General features: G+C 72.8%; 14 protein-coding genes. 8 read left to right on the forward strand and 6 right to left on the reverse strand.

Annotated features, from left to right (window positions below; all coding sequences use genetic code 11):
• The first annotated feature begins 32 nt into the window (after window positions 1-32).
• The 3 genes from ABEA26_RS15190 to ABEA26_RS15200 all read left to right on the forward strand — a co-directional run bounded on the left by ABEA26_RS15190 (window position 33) and on the right by ABEA26_RS15200 (window position 3,457).
• Window positions 33-863 (forward strand): SDR family oxidoreductase, encoded by an 831-nt coding sequence (locus ABEA26_RS15190; RefSeq protein ID WP_345592731.1) that lies wholly within the window; start codon window positions 33-35, stop codon window positions 861-863.
• Window positions 864-961: 98 nt separating this feature from the next.
• Window positions 962-1,579 (forward strand): DUF1707 SHOCT-like domain-containing protein, encoded by a 618-nt coding sequence (locus tag ABEA26_RS15195; protein WP_345592732.1) that lies wholly within the window; start codon window positions 962-964, stop codon window positions 1,577-1,579.
• 114 nt (window positions 1,580-1,693) lie between these two features.
• Window positions 1,694-3,457 (forward strand): immunity 49 family protein, encoded by a 1,764-nt coding sequence (locus ABEA26_RS15200; protein ID WP_345592733.1) that lies wholly within the window; start codon window positions 1,694-1,696, stop codon window positions 3,455-3,457.
• A gap of 247 nt (window positions 3,458-3,704) precedes the next feature.
• Here ABEA26_RS15200 and ABEA26_RS15205 read toward each other — a convergent pair whose 3' ends face one another.
• Window positions 3,705-5,555: a bifunctional metallophosphatase/5'-nucleotidase gene (locus ABEA26_RS15205; RefSeq protein WP_345592734.1), complete on the reverse strand. Its 1,851-nt coding sequence runs from the start codon at window positions 5,553-5,555 to the stop codon at window positions 3,705-3,707.
• A 172-nt stretch (window positions 5,556-5,727) separates the two neighbouring features.
• On the opposite strand from ABEA26_RS15205, the gene mshD reads away from it, so the two are divergent.
• Window positions 5,728-6,657 (forward strand): mycothiol synthase, encoded by a 930-nt coding sequence (gene mshD / locus ABEA26_RS15210; protein WP_345592736.1) that lies wholly within the window; start codon window positions 5,728-5,730, stop codon window positions 6,655-6,657.
• A gap of 95 nt (window positions 6,658-6,752) precedes the next feature.
• Here mshD and ABEA26_RS15215 read toward each other — a convergent pair whose 3' ends face one another.
• From ABEA26_RS15215 to ABEA26_RS15235, 5 genes are all read right to left on the reverse strand, one after another.
• Window positions 6,753-7,397, reverse strand: coding sequence for an ABC transporter (locus ABEA26_RS15215; protein ID WP_345592770.1), 645 nt, complete (start codon window positions 7,395-7,397; stop codon window positions 6,753-6,755).
• Window positions 7,397-8,878 (reverse strand): ABC transporter permease, encoded by a 1,482-nt coding sequence (locus tag ABEA26_RS15220; protein ID WP_345592771.1) that lies wholly within the window; start codon window positions 8,876-8,878, stop codon window positions 7,397-7,399. The genes ABEA26_RS15215 and ABEA26_RS15220 overlap by 1 nt, the downstream gene beginning before the upstream one ends.
• Before the next feature lie 38 nt (window positions 8,879-8,916).
• On the reverse strand, window positions 8,917-9,780 hold the full coding sequence (locus tag ABEA26_RS15225) for an ABC transporter ATP-binding protein (protein WP_345592737.1): 864 nt from the start codon (window positions 9,778-9,780) through the stop codon (window positions 8,917-8,919).
• Between the two features lie 173 nt (window positions 9,781-9,953).
• Complete coding sequence (locus tag ABEA26_RS15230) at window positions 9,954-10,823, reverse strand: zf-HC2 domain-containing protein (RefSeq protein WP_345592739.1); 870 nt, start codon at window positions 10,821-10,823, stop codon at window positions 9,954-9,956.
• Complete coding sequence (locus tag ABEA26_RS15235) at window positions 10,820-11,362, reverse strand: RNA polymerase sigma factor (RefSeq protein ID WP_345592740.1); 543 nt, start codon at window positions 11,360-11,362, stop codon at window positions 10,820-10,822. The genes ABEA26_RS15230 and ABEA26_RS15235 overlap by 4 nt, the downstream gene beginning before the upstream one ends.
• 368 nt (window positions 11,363-11,730) lie before the next feature.
• Here ABEA26_RS15235 and ABEA26_RS15240 point away from each other — a divergent pair, with 368 nt between their 5' ends.
• From ABEA26_RS15240 to pstS, 4 genes are all read left to right on the forward strand, one after another.
• Window positions 11,731-13,971 (forward strand): RNA degradosome polyphosphate kinase, encoded by a 2,241-nt coding sequence (locus ABEA26_RS15240; protein WP_345592741.1) that lies wholly within the window; start codon window positions 11,731-11,733, stop codon window positions 13,969-13,971.
• The gene (locus ABEA26_RS15245) at window positions 13,952-15,208 is read left to right on the forward strand and encodes a CHAD domain-containing protein (protein WP_345592742.1); all 1,257 of its coding nucleotides are present in this window, start codon (window positions 13,952-13,954) and stop codon (window positions 15,206-15,208) included. Before ABEA26_RS15240 ends, ABEA26_RS15245 begins: the two co-directional genes overlap by 20 nt.
• 59 nt (window positions 15,209-15,267) lie before the next feature.
• Window positions 15,268-15,726 carry an NUDIX hydrolase gene (locus tag ABEA26_RS15250; RefSeq protein WP_345592743.1) on the forward strand — a complete coding sequence of 153 codons (459 nt, stop codon included), beginning with the start codon at window positions 15,268-15,270 and terminating at the stop codon, window positions 15,724-15,726.
• Window positions 15,727-15,975: 249 nt separating this feature from the next.
• Window positions 15,976-17,103, forward strand: a complete 1,128-nt coding sequence (gene pstS, locus ABEA26_RS15255; protein WP_345592745.1) for a phosphate ABC transporter substrate-binding protein PstS — start codon at window positions 15,976-15,978, stop codon at window positions 17,101-17,103.
• Window positions 17,104-17,222 lie beyond the last annotated feature (119 nt).

The raw sequence follows: 17,222 nt of genomic DNA on the forward strand, positions 1-17,222 counted from the left end.
CGAGCCGTATCGTTACGTTAATGGAGGTGCCCATGGGCACGAACGTGGTCGTCGTCATCGGTGTGGGCGGCATGGGGCAGGCCATCGCCCGGCGTCAGGGCTCGGGCAACAAGCTGCTGCTCGCGGACTTCGACGAGAAGACGCTCGCCGCCGTGGCGGATCTCCTGCGCGGACAGGGACACGACGTCGTCACGCGGCCCGTCGACGTCTCGTCGAGGTCCTCGGTGACCGCTCTCGCGGACGCTGCGGCGCAGCTCGGCCCCGTGACCCAGGTCGTGCACACCGCGGGCCTGTCGCCCGTACAGGCACCGGCCGACGCCGTCCTGAAGGTGGACCTGCTCGGGACGGCGTTGGTCCTGGAGGTGTTCGAGCGGGTCGTCGCGCCCGGCGGGGCGGGCGTCGTGATCTCCAGCATGGCCGGTCACATGCTGTCCGCCCCGCTGAGCGCGGAGCAGGAGCAGGCCCTCGCCCACACGCCCGCCGACGAGTTGCTGGACCTGCCCTTCGCCGATCCGGAGGTTCTGGGACGGGGTACCTACGGGTTCGCCAAGTACGGCAACCGGCTGCGGGTCCAGGCCGCCTGCTCCTCCTGGGGCGAGCGGGGGGCCCGGATCAACTGCATCAGCCCCGGCGTGATCGCCACTCCCATGGGACAGCGGGAACTCGACGGGGACAGCGGCCGGGCGATGCGCGCGATGATCTCCGCGTCGGGCACCGGCCGGGTGGGCACCCCCGACGACATCGCCGAGGCCGCCGCCTTCCTGCTCGGCCCCGGCGCCACCTTCATCACCGGCAACGACCTGCTCGTGGACGGCGGTGTCGTCGCCGCCATCCGTTCCGGCCGCCTCGCTCCGGGCGCCTGACCCGGGCCGCCGGGGTACGGCAACCCTCGTCGTACTCCGGTCTGTTCGAGACCTACGGGCTCTGTCCGCCCGGTTCACCGGCTGCCTATCCTGTGGCCATGACTGCACAGCCTCCGGCTCCTTCTCCGCGCCCTGGTCCGCCAGGGGAACTCCGTGCCTCTCACGACGACCGGGAAGCAGTGGTGGAGCAGCTGCGCGATGCGGCAGCCGAGGGGCGAATCGACTTCGAAGAGCTGGACACACGCCTGGAGCAGGCGCTGAACTCCAAGACCCACGCCGAGTTGGCCGTCCTGACCGCCGACTTGCCGAGGTCCGATACCGCCGCCGGTCAGCCGCCGCTGGTCCTCAAGGGCGGCCTGCACGGCGCGTCTCGGGGCCCCGGGCGCTGGGAGGTTCCCGGGCACGTGATCGCGCACGGAGGCCTGGGGGGTGTGAAGGTCGACTTCACCCGGGTCGAGTGCCGCCTCACGGAGGTCACGGTGGAGGCGTACGGGGAGATGTCCGGTGTCACGATCGTCATCCCCGACGGCTGGGCCGCGGACACCAGTGGCATGGATCCCGCCTTCGGCGGCCTGACGGACAAGACCACGCCCGACCGGCTCCCGGGGACCCCACTGATCCGGCTCGCCGGGTCCGGGGGCACGGGAGGAGTGGTCATCCGCCACCCCAACCGCCGGGAACGGCGCAAGCTGGAGCGCAACCCGGCGCAGGGCTAGGGGGTGCCGAGCCGCTGATCGCCGCAGCGCGGGCCCCGAGCGCATCCGCTCACGAACGCCGCGCTGTCAGACCTCGCGCATAGGCTGCTCCGGAACCGATCAAGGAGCGGGGCCGTGCGGATAGAGCGTCACCAGGTGGGGGAGCGCGCCGTGTCGGCGGCGCGCGAGGACTTCGTGAGCCGTATCGGGGGGCAGGTGCGGTCCATGTCGAGGGCCGACCGGATGACCACCTACGAATGGCAGTCGATCTCGGAGGAGTTCCTCGACTACCTGGGTTCCCTCTCCGTCGAGACACCCGACCTCGACACCGCGGAGGCGAAGGCCGCGCTGAAGGACGCGTCCGAGGCCGCGGCCGGCGCCGTCGCCTACGCGGCCTACCACCCGCACAGCAGCTTCCAGGTCTTCCTGGAGTACGTGAACTTCGGCATGAGCTACGACCCGGGCGCGGACGGCCCCGCGGAGAGCGTCACGCCCGGGGAGTGGACCGACGCGCTGTGCCTGTCGGTCCTCAGGGACAAGGCCAAGTGGCACGGCGAGGCCTTCTACTTCGCCCGGCAGAAGTTCACCGCGCAGGCGCCGGGAACGCCCGGTCACGAGCTCGCCGCAGGTCTGACGGCCGTGGTCCTGGACGACACCGGCGACGACGAGGAGTACCCGCCGAGCGCGCGGGCCAAGCTCGCCGCCGTCGACGCGGCTCTGGACCGCGTCCGTGCCCGCGCCGAGGAGACGGGCGCGCCGCTCATGGAGCGGCCGGACGGTGTGGCGCTGCGAACGCTGCGCGCGCTGGCCGCCGAGGACCGGGACGCCTTCGATGCCGCGCTGGCCGACCTCCTGGTCAGGCACGCGGACCTGCACGGCGGAGCGGCCTCCCCCAGCAGCCTTCTCCCGCTCGTCCCCCTGGCCCTCGCCGCACTCGCGTACCGGACCCTGGGCTGGACGCCCGCCGTCCGGACCGACTACCTCCCGCACGCGCTGGTCACCGGTTTCGAGACCCGGGGCCCCCGGGTCTCGGGGTTCGGCCGGGACCGGCGGCCGGACGCGGTGGCCGAGCTCGCCGCGGGCCCGCTGGTGGTGGAGCGGCCGGCCCTCGACCGGACGGTGAGCCCGCGGCTCGAGGCCATGTACGAGGAACGCATTCGGAAGGCGTTCACTCCCGGCAACGGAGTGACCTGCGACGTCTGGCGGCTCGACCACGTCACAGAGGACCAGGCCCGCCTCTTCAAGTGGCGCGCGGGGAACCCCGACGGAGTCACGGCCGCCCACCTCTCGCACCTTCGGCTGGCCTCGCAGGCGGGAGCGGCCCGGCTCCGCATCGCCATGGCGGAGCCGGGCACCCAGGTCGAGGTCACCATCGACGGCCGCACGCTGCGCTACCCGGCCGAGCGGAAGGAGAAGGCCAGATCCGGTATCTGGCTGACGGCCACCACCTTCGCCCTGATCACCGGCGCACGCGAGGACCTTGCCCCCCTGGTCCTCACCAGCCCTGACTTCGTCCGCCCGGACGGCTCCGTCTTCGGCGCGTACCGCGAAGCCCTCCACGCCTACCTGAAGGGCACCGATCCCGAACCGGCCACGCGGCGGGCGGTGCAACGGGGCGTGCAGGCCAAGGACCAGGGCCTGGACTTCGTCGTACCGCCGGCCGTGCTGCTGTCGCAGCTCGTGGAAGGCGACGCGGAGAGCTTCAACCTGGCCCTGGCCGACGCGCTCGAAGCGCACCGCGCCTACTACCAGGTCGCGGACCGCGCGGACGACCCGGATTCTTCCGTCAACCTCCACGTCCTCGCCCTGGCCTGCCACGCCCGCCGCCGCGGCTGGGACATCCGCGTCGAATCCCCCTACCTTCCGCAAGCCCTCCTACGGGCCGCTGAACCCTTCTAGCCGGCCGGCGACACCCCCCTCCACCCACATACGAGGACGATACGGCGGATTCGTTCACACCCCGCTCATAAGAGCGCACCGTGAACATCGGACGCCATACGTACTCGCTTTGGAGCAAGTACACCGACGCCACGGCACGGTCACCGCGCACACCGAGCCCCGGAGGGGCCCGGTACACGTCGGCACGTCGGCCTCGTACGGCCGCCCGCCGGACGTGCACCGGGGCCCTCCCCGCGGTCGGTGGTCGTTACTGGACGACCGTGATCCGGTCGGCCGCCGGCGGGGCGATCGGGGCGGTCGCCGACGAGTTGGCCGTCAGATACTGCTCCAGCGCCGCCAGGTCGTCCGCGCCGACGAGTTCGTTCGCGCCCTCGCCCAGCGTGGTGAAGCCGTCGCCGCCGCCCGCGAGGAAGCTGTTCGACGCGACGCGGTAGGTGGCCGCCGGGTCGACGGGGGCGCCGTCCAGGCGGACGGAGTCCGTGACGACGCGGTCCGCGCCCGTCTTCGTCAGGTCCAGGGTGTAGGTCAGGCCTGCGGAGACCTGAAGGATCTTCGGGGCCGCCTCGTTCGGGCCGCTGACCTGCTCCTTCAGCACCTGGATCAGCTGGGCGCCCGTGTAGTCCTTCAGGTTCACCGTGTTGGCGAAGGGCTGGACCGTGAAGCCCTCGGCGAAGGTGACGACGCCGTCGCCCTCGCTGCCCGTGGACGCGTACGTCAGCGGGGCGCGGATGCCGCCCGGGTTCATCAGGGCCAGGTCGGTCTCCGGGTCCTGGGTCCTGCCGTACGCGAGTTGCGCGTCGGCGATCAGGTCGCCGAGCGGGGACTCGGTCCCGTCCCGGTCGATGTCGCCGGAGATGTAGCCGACGGGGCGGTTGCCGATCGGGGCGGCGAGGGTGTTCCACCGGTCGATCAGCCGGGTCATGTCCGGTGCCTTCGGGACGTCCCGCGTCACGACGTGGTTCGCCGACTTCACGGCCGTACGGGCGATGTCGCCGGTCCGACGGTCGTACGTCAGCGTCGTGTCCGTGTAGAGGCGGCCGAAGGACGCGGCCGACGTGACCGTGCGGGGGTTGCCCGACGGGTCGGGGATCGTGCAGGCGTACGCCGCGTGGGTGTGGCCGGTGACCAGCGCGTCGACCTGGGGTGTGACGTTCTTGGCGATGTCGGCGATCGGGCCGGAGATGCCGTCGCCGGCGCCCGGGGAGTCGCAGTCGTAGTTGTAGGAGGACGAGGCCGGGAAGCCGCCCTCGTGGACCAGGGCCACGATCGACTTCACGCCCTGGCGCTGGAGCACCTTGGCGTACTTGTTGATCGTCTCGACCTCGTCCTTGAAGGAGAGGCCCTTGACGCCCTCCGCCGAGACGATGTCCGGGGTGCCCTCCAGGGTCACGCCGATGAAGCCGACCTTGACGCCCTTCTGCTTCCACACCCAGTACGGCTTCAGGACGGGCCTGCCGGACTTCTCGTCCAGGACGTTCGCCGCCAGGTACGGGAAGTCGGCGCCCTTGAACTCCTTGTCCGTGTAGCAGCCCTCGGTGGGGTGGCAGCCGCCGTCCTGGAGGCGGCCGAGCTCCGCCGCGCCCTCGTCGAACTCGTGGTTGCCGACGCTCGTCACGTCCAGGCCGAGCGCGTTCAGCGCCTCGATGGTCGGCTCGTCGTGGAAGAGGCCGGACAGGAGCGGGGACGCGCCGACCATGTCGCCGCCGGCGGCGGTGATGGAGTAGCGGTTGTCCTCACGGGCCTCGCGCAGGTGAGTGGCGAGGTACTCGACGCCGCCCGCGTCGATCGTCTTCGTCGTGCCGTCCGGCTGGAGCTCGGCGACCCGGCCGGAGGAGCCGGTCGGCGGTTCCAGGTTGCCGTGCAGGTCGTTGAAGGAGAGGAGCTGGACGTCCTGGTAACGGCCATGGCCGTGGCCATTCCCGTGACCGCCGTGGTCGCCGTGACCGCCGTGGCCCCGGTGGCTCTCGCCCGCGTTCGCCGACGCCGGCAGGGCCGCGGCCGCGAGCGCCCCGGCGGTGACGACCGTGGCGGCGACGGCGAGGAGACGGTTCGTACGGCGTCTGCGGCGCGATTCGTGCGACTGTGCTGTGGCTGGCATGCGCCCCCCTGTGGGTGTGCGTGACGCGAGCCGCTGAGGAGACGGCCCGCCGGCGCAGCAGCCTAGAGTCAACGCGCGTAGCGCGACAGGGGGATCCGGGTTACATCCTGGTTTGGCTTCCTCCTCCCGCACTGCCGCCGCTTTGCCGCGCCCGCCCCTTAACCTCGTATGCATGACCAGCGACGACACCGTGCGGCCCGGCCGCCCCCGCTCGATCGAGACCCTCGCCGAACTCACCCCGGAGCAGAGCGAAGCCGTCCTCGCCCTGCTCACCGAGGCCGCTCGCAACGACGGGCAGCAGGCCGTCTCCGAACAGGGACGGCTCCAACTGCGCGGCCCGGCGCGGGAGGGCATCGCGCACCTGCTGCTCACCCTGGACGGCGGCGAACTCGTCGGTTACGCCCAGCTGGAGGACACCGACCCGGTGGAGCCGCCCGCCGCCGAACTGGTCGTCCACCCTTCCTGCCGGGGACACGGCCACGGGCGTGCGCTGGGCTCCGCGCTGCTCGCCGCATCCGGCAAGCGGCTGCGGCTCTGGGCGCACGGCGGCCACTCCGCCGCCCGGCATCTCGCCCAGGTCCTCGGCCTGACCCTCTTCCGGGAACTGCGGCAGCTGCGGCGACCGTTGACCGACCTGGACCTGCCCGAACCCCGACTGCCCGAGGGCGTGACCGTCCGCACCTTCGTGCCGGGGCGGGACGACGCGGCCTGGCTCGCGGTGAACACCGCCGCCTTCGCCCACCATCCCGAGCAGGGCGCCCTCACTCAGCGGGACCTCGACGACCGGAAGGCCGAGGCATGGTTCGACCCGGCGGGGTTCTTCCTGGCCGAGCGGGACGGCGAGCTGATCGGCTTCCACTGGACCAAGGTGCACGCCGAGGAGCGGCTCGGTGAGGTGTACGTCCTCGGCATCCGCCCCGACGCCCAGGGCGGCGGCCTGGGCAAGGCCCTGACCACCATCGGCCTGCGGCACCTGGCGGAGCGGGGACTGCCCACGGCGATGCTGTACGTCGACGCCGACAACACGGCGGCGGTGTCCGTCTACGAACGCCTGGGCTTCGTCACCCACGAGACGGACCTGATGTACCGCACGGAGACGTGAGGCCCCGCACGCCGGACCGGCCAGCCGGCCCCCGCGCACGAGGGCCCTGCACACCGGACCGGCCCACCGGTCCCCGCGCGTGAGGGCCCCGCACGTCAGGCCGGTCCGCCGGCCCCCCGCGTTCCACGGCGTCCCACGGGCTCCGGTCCGCACGCCCCCCACACCACGGCCGCCGCCCCCAGCAGCATCGCCCACCGATCGTGCGCCAACGGCCACCGCGGATCGTCGGGCGGCACGAACAACGCCCAGCTCTCCGGCATGAGCAGGGGCGCGAGCACGGCCGTGAGCAGCAGCGTCGCCGCGATGGGCGGCCCCGGACACGCCTCGTCCGTCAGCCGTACCACCGCCGCCGCACCGGCGAGGGCGAGCATGCCCAGCGCCGCCGCCTCCAGGGTGACGCCCCCGGCCGGGGGACGGGACGCCGAGGGGACGAGCAGCAGTACGGCCGTCCACCACAGCGCGGCGAGTGGGGCGACCAGGGCGACCCGCAGCGCCTGCCGCAGCGGGCGCCGGACCGGGACCGCAGCGGTGAGGTGCCGGGCCGGGTCGTCCAGCAGGAAGGCCAGGCCGAGCGCACCGATCAGCGCGGTCCCCCGTAACAGGGTCAGCGTCTCCCAGGGGCTCGGCTCCGCGCCGACGACAACCGGTGTGGCCGCGAGCAGCAACCCGACAGCCCCGGCGGCGGCCGGCGCCCGCCACGGCAGCGTGCGCCAGACGGGGACGGCCAGGGCGAGTGTCATCACTCGCACGAGTCCGCCTTCCCCGGCCCGGCCACGCCCAGCAGCTCGGCGGCCCGGGCGGTCGTGACGCCCGGCGACGTCAGCTCGGCCCAGTGCGCCTTCACCAGGTCCCCGACACCGGGTCGCGGCTCCTCCAGCAGACGCCGTACGACGTCCGTCTGTCCCTCCGTCATGGAAAGAGGGTCGGTGGGCGACAGGACGACGGCGGAGCCCTTCACGCTGTCGTCGAGCCGGACCCGGCGCATGGCGGCCATCGGGTCGTCCTGCCAGCTCAGGGAGAGCCACATGAGGGTGACCATCCGCCCGTCGCAGATCTCGCTCCCCGCGTCCTCCGTCCCCGCGACCAGCACGGCTGCGACGGCACTGGAGAACTCGGGCAGCCGGTTGCCGCCCCACGCGGTACCCACCGTCACCTGATCGGCCTCGGTCAGCCCGGGGATCGCGGCGTCACCTTCCATCCCGTACCGGGCGTCGATCCGCTGCCGTACGACGAGCCGCCGCTCGTGCGCCGATCCGCCCGCCAGGGCCTGGACCCGGTCGACGACCCCGGCCCAGGCCCCGGTGCGGGGCCCCCACTCGGGGAAGGCGCAGTACGACGAGCGGCCGTGCTCGACGCAGGTCAGCTCGGGTCGCACCGAGGCGCGCTCGCGGGCCGCGGTCAGCTCCGCCGACGGTGCCGCGCCCCGGGCCTGCAGCACACCGCCCGTCACCGCCAGCGCGAGAGTCAGGACGAGGCCCGCACGGACGGCCGGGTTCCGCCCGCCGGCGAGGAGCACGGCGAGGAAGGCCGCGCACAGGGCCGCGCCCGCCAGGTACAGGGCGTGCCAGGCGGCGGGCCGCCCCAGCAGGTCGGAGGGCAGGGTGTTGGAGCTGATCTCGGCGACGACAGGTGCCAGCCACGACAGGCCGCTCGCACCGCCCGGCGCCGTGCCGAGGACGAGCGTGAACAGCAGCAGGACGACCACCAGCGGCGCGGCGAGCGCCGACCGCACCACCCGGGCCAGCAGCACGCCGAGCGTCCCGAACAGCAGCACCGTCAGCGGCCCGACGAGCAGCTCGGCCGGCGAACCGTGACCGATCGCGCCCGGCTTGGAGGCCTCCCGGGCGAACTGCCCGGCCACGCACACCGCGACGAGCACAGTGGCCGGTACGACGGACAGCGCGTGGGCGACCGTACGGCGCCAGGGCGGCAGCACCAGCACCGCGAAGTGGTGCTCGGTGCCGTGCCGCTCGGAGCGCAGGGCCGCGAAGTTCGCGCACAGCAGGACGGCCAGGCCGACGAGCATCGGCATGCTCTGAGTGGCGCGGTCGACGTCCTGCAACGCCGGATGACCGTCCCAGGAGCTCCGCGTACGCCAGACGATCCACGCGGCGTACGCCACGAAGGCGATGACGACGGGGACGCGCAGCAGCAGCCTGCGCGCCTCGAGCAGGGCCAGGGCGAGCACGGCGCGCGCACTGCCGCGCTGTTCGGTCTCCATGACGGCGGGCGGGGTCGTCGTCGGTACCGTGCCGGCGCTCACGCGGCCACCTCCGCGTCGGCGCCGTCGAGGGCGAGCAGGTAGCCGTCTTCGAGGGTGGGGGCGACCAGATCCGCTCCGGCGGGCGGGTCGCCCACGTTCCGGAAGGACCCGGTCCCGGTGCGCCACCCGGCCTTCGCGCCCGGGTCCTTCTCCCTACTGCTCCACACGCGCCCGGCGGCCCGCGCGGTCAGCTCGGCCGGGGTGCCGTCGAACCGCACGGCCCCGGCGGCCATGACGACGACCCGGTGGCAGAGCATCGCGACGTCCTCGGTCTGATGGGTGGAGAGCAGGACCGTGCGTTCTTCCCCCGCCCCGGCGATCAGCTCCCGGAACCGCATCCGCTGTTCCGGGTCCAGCCCGACGGTCGGCTCGTCGAGGACCAGGAAACCGGGGTCACCGACCAACGCGGCCGCGAGCGCGACCCGCTGCCGCATGCCCCCGGACAGCTTCTTGATCCTGCGCCCGCGTACGTCTTGCAGGTCGACCTCGCCGAGCACCCGCCGCACCTCGCGGTGGCGGGCGCCGCGGTCTGTCAGCTCCTTCAGGATCGCGACATAGTCGACGAACTCGAAGGCGGTGAAGTCCGGGTGGAAGCCGGGTGTCTGCGGCAGGTAACCGAGTCGTCGCCGCACCTCCTGCCGCCCCCGCGAGGTCGCCGGGTCGTGCCCGAGCACGGTGAAGGCCCCCCGGTCTGCGGGCACGGCGGTGGCGAGCACCCGCAACAGCGAGGTCTTGCCGGCCCCGTTGGGCCCGAGCAGGCCGGTGACGCCCGGGGCCAGCCGCAGTGACACGTCGTCGAGGGCGCGGGTACGGCCGTAGTGAAGGCCGAGCCCGGAGGCGGAAACAGTGGGGGGGTTCATACGGCGGTACTCCCGTACGGGAAGGGGACGACGAGCAGGAAGGAGGTGACGAGCAGGAGTGACACGAGCAGGAGGCGGACGATCGGGAAGGAAGGTGAGTAAGGAGCGGGCGAGCAAGGACGAGGTGAGCAAGGAGGCCCTGCGCACGGAGGAGGTGCGCAGGGAGGCGGGGCTCACGCGGCGCCCCGCGGGCGGACGGCGCCGTCGAACCGGTCGCGGAACAGGAACAGCAGCCCGGCGCCCAGTACGGCCACCAGCCCGGACACGCCCTGCCCGGCCGCGGTGAACGGTGCCAGTGGACCGTCCTCGACCGCGCGCGCCGCGTCCGCGGTCAGCAGCACGGCCACCCACGCCCCCGCGACGGCGGACGGCGCGAGCACCGGGCCCAGCCGGGGCGTCAGCGCGAGCCCGGTCGCGGTGAGGGCGAGCCCGGGCAGCAGCCAGGCCAGGGCGCGCAGCCCGTACCCCGGCAGGGCGAGGGTCGCCAGTCCGTTCACCCCGAGCGCGACGGCCAGCACGGCGACCGTACGGATCATCAGCAGCCGGAAGCCGTGCATCGGCGAGACGACCGCCATCTCGTACGTCGGGTCCAGCGCGGGCCCGTAGGCGAGCGCCACCCCGGCCAACGGCAGCAGCGGCGCGAAGGCGAGGAACAGGGTGGGCGTGTGCACGGCGCCCGCCGTGAAGGCGACGGCGAAGGTCGTCAGCAGCACGGCGACGACCGCGCCGAGCCAGGACCGGCGCAGTACGGGGGTGGCCGCGAGCAGCCGCGCGGTCGCGTCACCGACGCCGCACCGCAGCAGCAGCCCCTCGAGCCGGCCCGGCCGGGGCGCGTCCAGTTCGGCGTCGAGCCGTTCCCAGCCGATGTCCAGAGCCGCTCGGTCACTCACCTCGGCGAGGACGCCGCGGCAGTGCGCGCAGGCGGTCAGATGGGCGTCGGCGGACCACAGTACGGGCGCCGCCAGCTCACCCCGGGCGTAGGCCCGCAGGTCGTCCTCGTCCACGTGCCAGGTGTTCCGGCGACGGCTGTCCTCGATACTCATGCCAGCGCCTCCCGCAGCTGCCGGCGGGCGCGCATCGCCCGCGTCTTGACCGTGCCCGGCGGGATGCCGAGCAGGACGGCCGCCTCACGGGTGGTCAGCCCGTCGACGACGGTGGCCTGGAGCACCGCGCGCAGCTCCGGGGAGAGCCGGACGAGCGCGCCGGCGAGGTCTCCGTGCTCGACACCTGCGAGCACGCGTTCCTCGGCGGAGACCTCGTCCCGGTGCCTCAGCCGCGCCAGTGCCTGCCGCAGCCGGCCCCGCGCCCCGTCGCCGCGCAGCACGTCCACCAGCCGCCGGGACCCGATCCGCCACAGCCACCCCGCCACGTCGCCTTCCTCCCGGTAGCGCGCACTGCCGCGCCACACCGCGAGGAAGGTCTCCTGTACGACGTCGTCGACGACACCGGCGTCGGCGCAGCGGCCGCGCATGCGGGCGGTCAGCCAGGGGGCGTACCGGCGGTACAGCTCCTCGAAGGCGCGCCGGTCGGCATCCGCGGCGACGGCCCGCAGCAGCTCACCGTCGCTTCTCGTTTCGCTCACGTCTCCTCATCGCACGAGCCAGGCCGATCGGTTCACACGATCGCAGGCGGAAATCCCGGGCGAGGACGAGGTCACGACGCCCGGTCGCCTCGCACGGGCATACGGGCACTACGCGCCGTTGCCGGGCGCGCGGGCGTCGTCCCGTTGCCCGGCGCGGACGCACACCGCACCCGCACAGGACGCCGTCGGAGGCATCCGCGGACACCATCGCCGGAGGCCCGCCGCTAGCCCACACGTCATGTCCTCGTAACCAACGATTCAGACAGCCTTGCGACGCTCACCGAATGGAACCGACCGTGCCACCCGGAGCAGAGCATTCCGCGCCTTCCGACGCGCCTGTCCTGCGCGTGGCGCGGAAGAATGGGTTCATGAGGCAGCCGAACACCAAGGCAGAGGTCCAGCACACGCAGCCCTCCGTGGGCTCCATCGCCGCGCACCGCCCGCACACGGTGGCCGCCACGGTCTCCGACCTGGAACCCGACATCGACGCCGACCTCGACGCGTACGAGGAGTCGGAGGAGTCCCAGGCCGGCGGCGCCCAGCTCCCGCAGGGCCGCTTCCTGGACCGCGAACGCAGCTGGCTCGCCTTCAACGAGCGCGTGCTCGAACTCGCCGAGGATCCGAACACGCCGCTCCTCGAGCGGGCCAACTTCCTCGCGATCTTCGCCAGCAACCTGGACGAGTTCTTCATGGTGCGCGTCGCCGGCCTCAAGCGCCGTATCGCGACCGGCGTCGCCACCCGCTCCGCCTCCGGCCTCCAGCCCCGTGAGGTCCTGGAGATGATCTGGGCCCGCTCCCGCGAGCTGATGGCCCGGCACGCCGCCTGCTTCCACGAGGACGTCCTGCCGGCCCTCGCCGAGGAGGGCGTCCACCTGGTCCGCTGGAGCGAACTGGCGGAGAAGGAGCAGGCCCGCCTCTTCACTCTCTTCCGGCACCAGATCTTCCCGGTCCTCACCCCCCTCGCGGTCGACCCGGCCCACCCCTTCCCGTACATCTCGGGCCTCTCCCTCAACCTCGCGGTCGTCGTCCGCAACCCGGTCACCGGCCACCGGCACTTCGCGCGGGTCAAGGTCCCCCCGCTGCTCTCCCGGTTCCTGGAAGCCGCCCCGGGCCGCTACGTCCCCATCGAGGACGTCATCGCCGCCCACCTCGAAGAGCTGTTCCCCGGCATGGAGGTCCTGGAGCACCACGCCTTCCGCCTCACTCGCAACGAGGACCTGGAGGTCGAGGAGGACGACGCGGAGAACCTCCTCCAGGCACTCGAGAAGGAGCTCATGCGGCGCCGCTTCGGCCCGCCCGTACGCCTGGAGGTCGAGGAGTCCGTCGACCGGGAGGTCCTGGACCTCCTCGTACGCGAGCTGAAGATCGGCGAGGCCGAGGTCTACCCGCTCCCCGGCCCCCTCGACCTCACCGGCCTCTTCCGCATCGCCGGACTCGACCGACCCGAGCTGAAGTACCCGAAGTTCGTCGCCGGCACCCACCGTGACCTGGCCGAGGTCGAGTCCGCGTCCGCGCCGGACATCTTCGCGGCCGTCCGCAGCCGCGACGTACTCCTCCACCACCCGTACGACTCCTTCTCGACCTCCGTGCAGGCCTTCCTGGAGCAGGCCGCCGCCGACCCCGACGTCCTCGCGATCAAGCAGACGCTGTACCGGACGTCCGGCGACTCCCCGATAGTCGACGCGCTCATCGACGCGGCCGAGTCCGGCAAGCAGGTCCTCGTACTGGTCGAGATCAAGGCCCGCTTCGACGAGCACGCGAACATCAAGTGGGCCCGCAAGCTGGAGGAGTCCGGCTGCCACGTCGTCTACGGGCTGGTCGGCCTGAAGACCCACTGCAAGCTGTCGCTCGTCGTCCGCCAGGAGGGCGAGACGCTGCGCCGCTACAGCCACGTCGGCACGGGCAACTACCACCCGAAGACGGCCCGCCTCTACGAGGACCTGGGCCTGCTCACCGCGGACCCGCAGGTCGGCGCCGACCTCTCCGACCTGTTCAACCGCCTCTCCGGCTACTCGCGCCGCGAGACCTACCGCCGCCTCCTCGTCGCGCCCAAGTCCCTGCGCGACGGCCTGGTGTCGCGGATCCACAAGGAGATCCAGCACCACCGCGCCGGCCGCCCCGCCTACGTCCGCATCAAGGTCAACTCGATGGTCGACGAGGCCGTGATCGACGCCTGCTACCGCGCGTCCCAGGCCGGTGTCCCGGTCGACGTGTGGGTGCGCGGCATCTGCGCGCTGCGCCCGGGGGTGACGGGCCTGTCGGAGAACATCCGGGTCCGTTCGGTCCTCGGCCGCTTCCTCGAACACTCGCGCGTCTTCGCCTACGGCAACGGCGGCGAGCCGGAGGTCTGGTTCGGCAGCGCCGACATGATGCACCGGAACCTCGACCGCCGGATAGAGGCCTTGGTCCGGGTCACCGACCCGTCCCACCGGGCGGCCCTCAACCGGATGCTGGAGACCGGCATGTCCGACGGCACCGCCTCCTGGCACCTCGGCCCGGACGGTGAGTGGACCCGGCACGCGACGGACGCGGACGGCCAGCCCCTGCGCAACGTCCAGGAGATGCTCATAGACGCCCGGAGGCGCCGGCGTGGCACAGCGACACCTTGAACCGACGGACCATCCCACGGCGACCGCCCGGCCGCCGGCACCCACGGACGGGGACACTCTCGCCAGTTATCTGCGCGCCCAGGCCACGGAGTTCCTCCGCGCCCTGCGCCTGCACCGGGAGTCGGGCTCGGGCGCAGGGGCGGGTGTGGGGGCAGGGGCGGGCGCCGGCGCGCACGGCTCGGACCGCGCCGCCCCGTCCGTCGGCCACGTCGACGCGGCCCGTGCCCTGCGCCGGGCGGCCCGGCGCCTCAGCGCCACCCTGCACACCTTCCAGCCGCTGCTGGACCCCGACTGGGCGGAGGGCCTGCGCCCCGAGCTGGCCTGGCTGTCCGGCACACTGGCTATCGAACACGCGTACGCATCCCGTCTGGAACGGCTGCTCCAGGCGCTGCACCGGCTGTCGGGCTCGTCGGCCTTCCCGGCCCAGCAGCCTGCGGGCCGCACCGCCGCCCCCGTGTCCGTCACCGTGCCCGCCACCCGACCGGCGCCCCCGGACCGCGGCAACCTCACCGTGGGCGCGGCCAAGGCGGGCGCCCTGCTCGACCGCCAGTTGACCCTGGCCCGCACTCGGGCGCACTCCACCGCCCTCCAGGCGCTGGGCAGCAGCCGCTTCCACGCGGTCGCCGACAAGGTCGCCTTACTGGCCAGCGAGGTGCCACTGAGGAGCACCGGCCCCGCCACCGCCTCGCCCGCCACCCCGCCCCTCGGCCTCCGCCCCCTGGCAGCCGCCGCCGAGGACCGCCTCACGGACGCCGTGGCCTCACTCCCCCTCGTCACCGCGGGAAACCCGTACAACGCGGAGGCGCTGATCCACGGCCTCTCCCCGGACCCGGTACCGCACCCACAGGACGCCCCGTGGCACCAGGTCCGCCTGCTGCTGCGCCTGCACCGGTACGCGCTCGAAGTACTGACCGCCGAACCCGTCGAACCCGTCGATCGCACCGAACCCGCGGAGCACACGGAGCACACGGAGCACACGGAGCACACGGCAGGCGCCGATGACGCCGGGAGACCTGATGGGGACGTGCGCCTCCTGGCCGCCGACGAGGCCCTGAACCGTCACCGCGACGCCTCGGAGGCCGCCGCCGCCGCGGCCCAGGCCGCCCGTACGCCGCGCATCGCCCCGGCGACGGCGTACGCGCTCGGCGTGCTCCACGCCGACCAGCGGCATGAGGTGGAGGCGGCGAGGTACGCGTTCCAGCACAGCTGGCGCAAGGAACCCATCAGGCTGCCGTAGCCGCCGCGCCGCAGGACGACGCCGCAGGCCCGCCGCAGGACAGGAGGCGCGAGCGCACCGTGAGCCCCGCCGAGGACGACGCCACCGCCTCCGCCGCCTCCACCGTCCACGCGGCGGGCTGCGTCCTGTGGCGCAGCGCTCCCCGCCCCGGCGGCCTGGAGCTCTGCCTCGTCCACCGTCCGAGGTACGACGACTGGTCGCACCCGAAGGGCAAGCTGCGCCCCGGCGAGGACCCGCTCGCGGGCGCCCTGCGCGAGGTCGCCGAGGAGACGGGGTACGCCGCCGTGCCGGGCGCCGAGCTGCCCACCGTGCGCTACGTCGCGAACGGCCGCCCCAAGGAGGTCCGGTACTGGGCGGCGGCGGCCACCACCGGCGCTTTCAGGCCGTCCGACGAGGTCGACCGCATCCTGTGGCTGGAGCCCGCGGCCGCGCGCGCCCGCCTCACCCGCCCCCTGGACCGGCCCCTCGTCGACGCCCTGCTCGCGGCGCACCCGCCCGGGACCTCTCCGTGTCCTTGACGTAAGCGTTCCGTGACCTCACCGCACCGACCACAGGGGTTCACCCCGCGTTCATTTACGCCCATTGGCGCCTTCACCTGTTCTGCCTACTTTCGGCCTTACGCGATACGGGTCGCACCTCGAAAAAGCGTCCGTATCACCCAGTCTTGATCAATCGCTTCCATCGCTTCCATCGTCTTCATCGTCTTCATCGCCACTCCTCGCACGCCGCCGGATTCAGGACGGCGGCTCCTGGAAGGAACTCCCTCAGTGAAGCTTCAGCGCATGAACCGGCGGGCCCTCGCTCTCGGTGCTCTCGCCGTCTCCGGCGCCCTGGCCCTCACGGCGTGCGGCTCCGACGACACCGGCGGCAACACCAACGGCGGTGACGCCAGCCCCGCCGCCAACAGCAACATCAACTGCGACGACGCCAAGGGCCAGATCCAGGCCTCCGGCTCCTCCGCCCAGAAGAACGCGATCGACGCCTGGGTCGCGCAGTACGCCGCCGCCTGCAAGGACGTACAGCTCAACTACAACCCGACCGGTTCCGGCGCGGGCATCACCGCGTTCCTCCAGGGCCAGACCGCCTTCGCCGGCTCGGACTCGGCGCTGAAGCCCGACGAGATCGCGAAGTCCAAGGAAGTCTGCAAGGACGGCCAGGCCATCGACCTGCCGATGGTCGGCGGCCCGATCGCCGTGGGCTTCAACGTCCCCGGCGTCGACACGCTCGTCCTGGACGCCCCGACGCTCGCCCAGATCTTCGACAGCAAGATCACGAACTGGAACGACGAGGCGATCGCCAAGCTCAACCCCGAGGCGGAGCTGCCCGACCTCAAGATCCAGGCCTTCCACCGCTCGGACGAGTCCGGCACCACGGACAACTTCACCAAGTACCTGAAGGCCGCCGCGCCCCAGGACTGGAAGTACGAGGGCGGCAAGTCCTGGGAGGCCAAGGGCGGCCAGTCCGCACAGGGCTCCTCCGGTCTCGCCCAGCAGGTGAAGCAGACCTCGGGCGCCATCTCGTACTTCGAGCTGTCGTACGCCAAGGGCGGCGTGAAGACCGTCGACATCAAGACCGAGGCGGCCGAGCCGGTCAAGGCCACCGTCGACAACGCCACCGCCGCCATCGGCGCGGCCAAGGTCGTCGGCACCGGCAAGGACCTCGCGCTGGAGCTGGACTACACGCCGGAGGCCGACGGCGCCTACCCGCTCGTCCTCGTGACGTACGAAATCGTCTGCGACAAGGGCAACAAGGCGGAGAGCCTGCCCGCCGCCAAGTCCTTCCTGAACTACATCGCCTCGGAGGACGGCCAGGGCCTGCTGAAGGACGCCGGCTACGCCCCGATGCCCGCCGAGATCATCACCAAGGTCCGCGAGACCATCTCGGGCCTGAGCTGACCCGAGTGCGGTCCGGCCTCCGCACGGGGGCCGGACCGCACCGTCCGGTGCACCGCCGCCAGGAGCCCCCGAGACGGACGGCTCCGCCCGAGCCGTCCCGCACGACGGCTCCGCAGACC

This window comes from Streptomyces marokkonensis (genome assembly GCF_039539045.1).
Taxonomy (GTDB): Bacteria; Actinomycetota; Actinomycetes; order Streptomycetales; family Streptomycetaceae; genus Streptomyces; species Streptomyces marokkonensis.

Bases quoted from the DNA above. Each gene is read 5' to 3' on its own strand.
- mshD (WP_345592736.1), top strand. From the start codon at position 5,728: ATGACCAGCGACGACACCGTGCGGCCCGGCCGCCCCCGCTCGATCGAG.
- ABEA26_RS15205 (WP_345592734.1), bottom strand. From the start codon at position 5,555: ATGCCAGCCACAGCACAGTCGCACGAATCGCGCCGCAGACGCCGTACG.
- ABEA26_RS15225 (WP_345592737.1), bottom strand. From the start codon at position 9,780: ATGAACCCCCCCACTGTTTCCGCCTCCGGGCTCGGCCTTCACTACGGC.
- ABEA26_RS15215 (WP_345592770.1), bottom strand. From the start codon at position 7,397: ATGACACTCGCCCTGGCCGTCCCCGTCTGGCGCACGCTGCCGTGGCGG.
- ABEA26_RS15220 (WP_345592771.1), bottom strand. From the start codon at position 8,878: ATGGAGACCGAACAGCGCGGCAGTGCGCGCGCCGTGCTCGCCCTGGCC.
- ABEA26_RS15230 (WP_345592739.1), bottom strand. From the start codon at position 10,823: ATGAGTATCGAGGACAGCCGTCGCCGGAACACCTGGCACGTGGACGAG.
- ABEA26_RS15190 (WP_345592731.1), top strand. From the start codon at position 33: ATGGGCACGAACGTGGTCGTCGTCATCGGTGTGGGCGGCATGGGGCAG.
- ABEA26_RS15195 (WP_345592732.1), top strand. From the start codon at position 962: ATGACTGCACAGCCTCCGGCTCCTTCTCCGCGCCCTGGTCCGCCAGGG.
- ABEA26_RS15240 (WP_345592741.1), top strand. From the start codon at position 11,731: ATGAGGCAGCCGAACACCAAGGCAGAGGTCCAGCACACGCAGCCCTCC.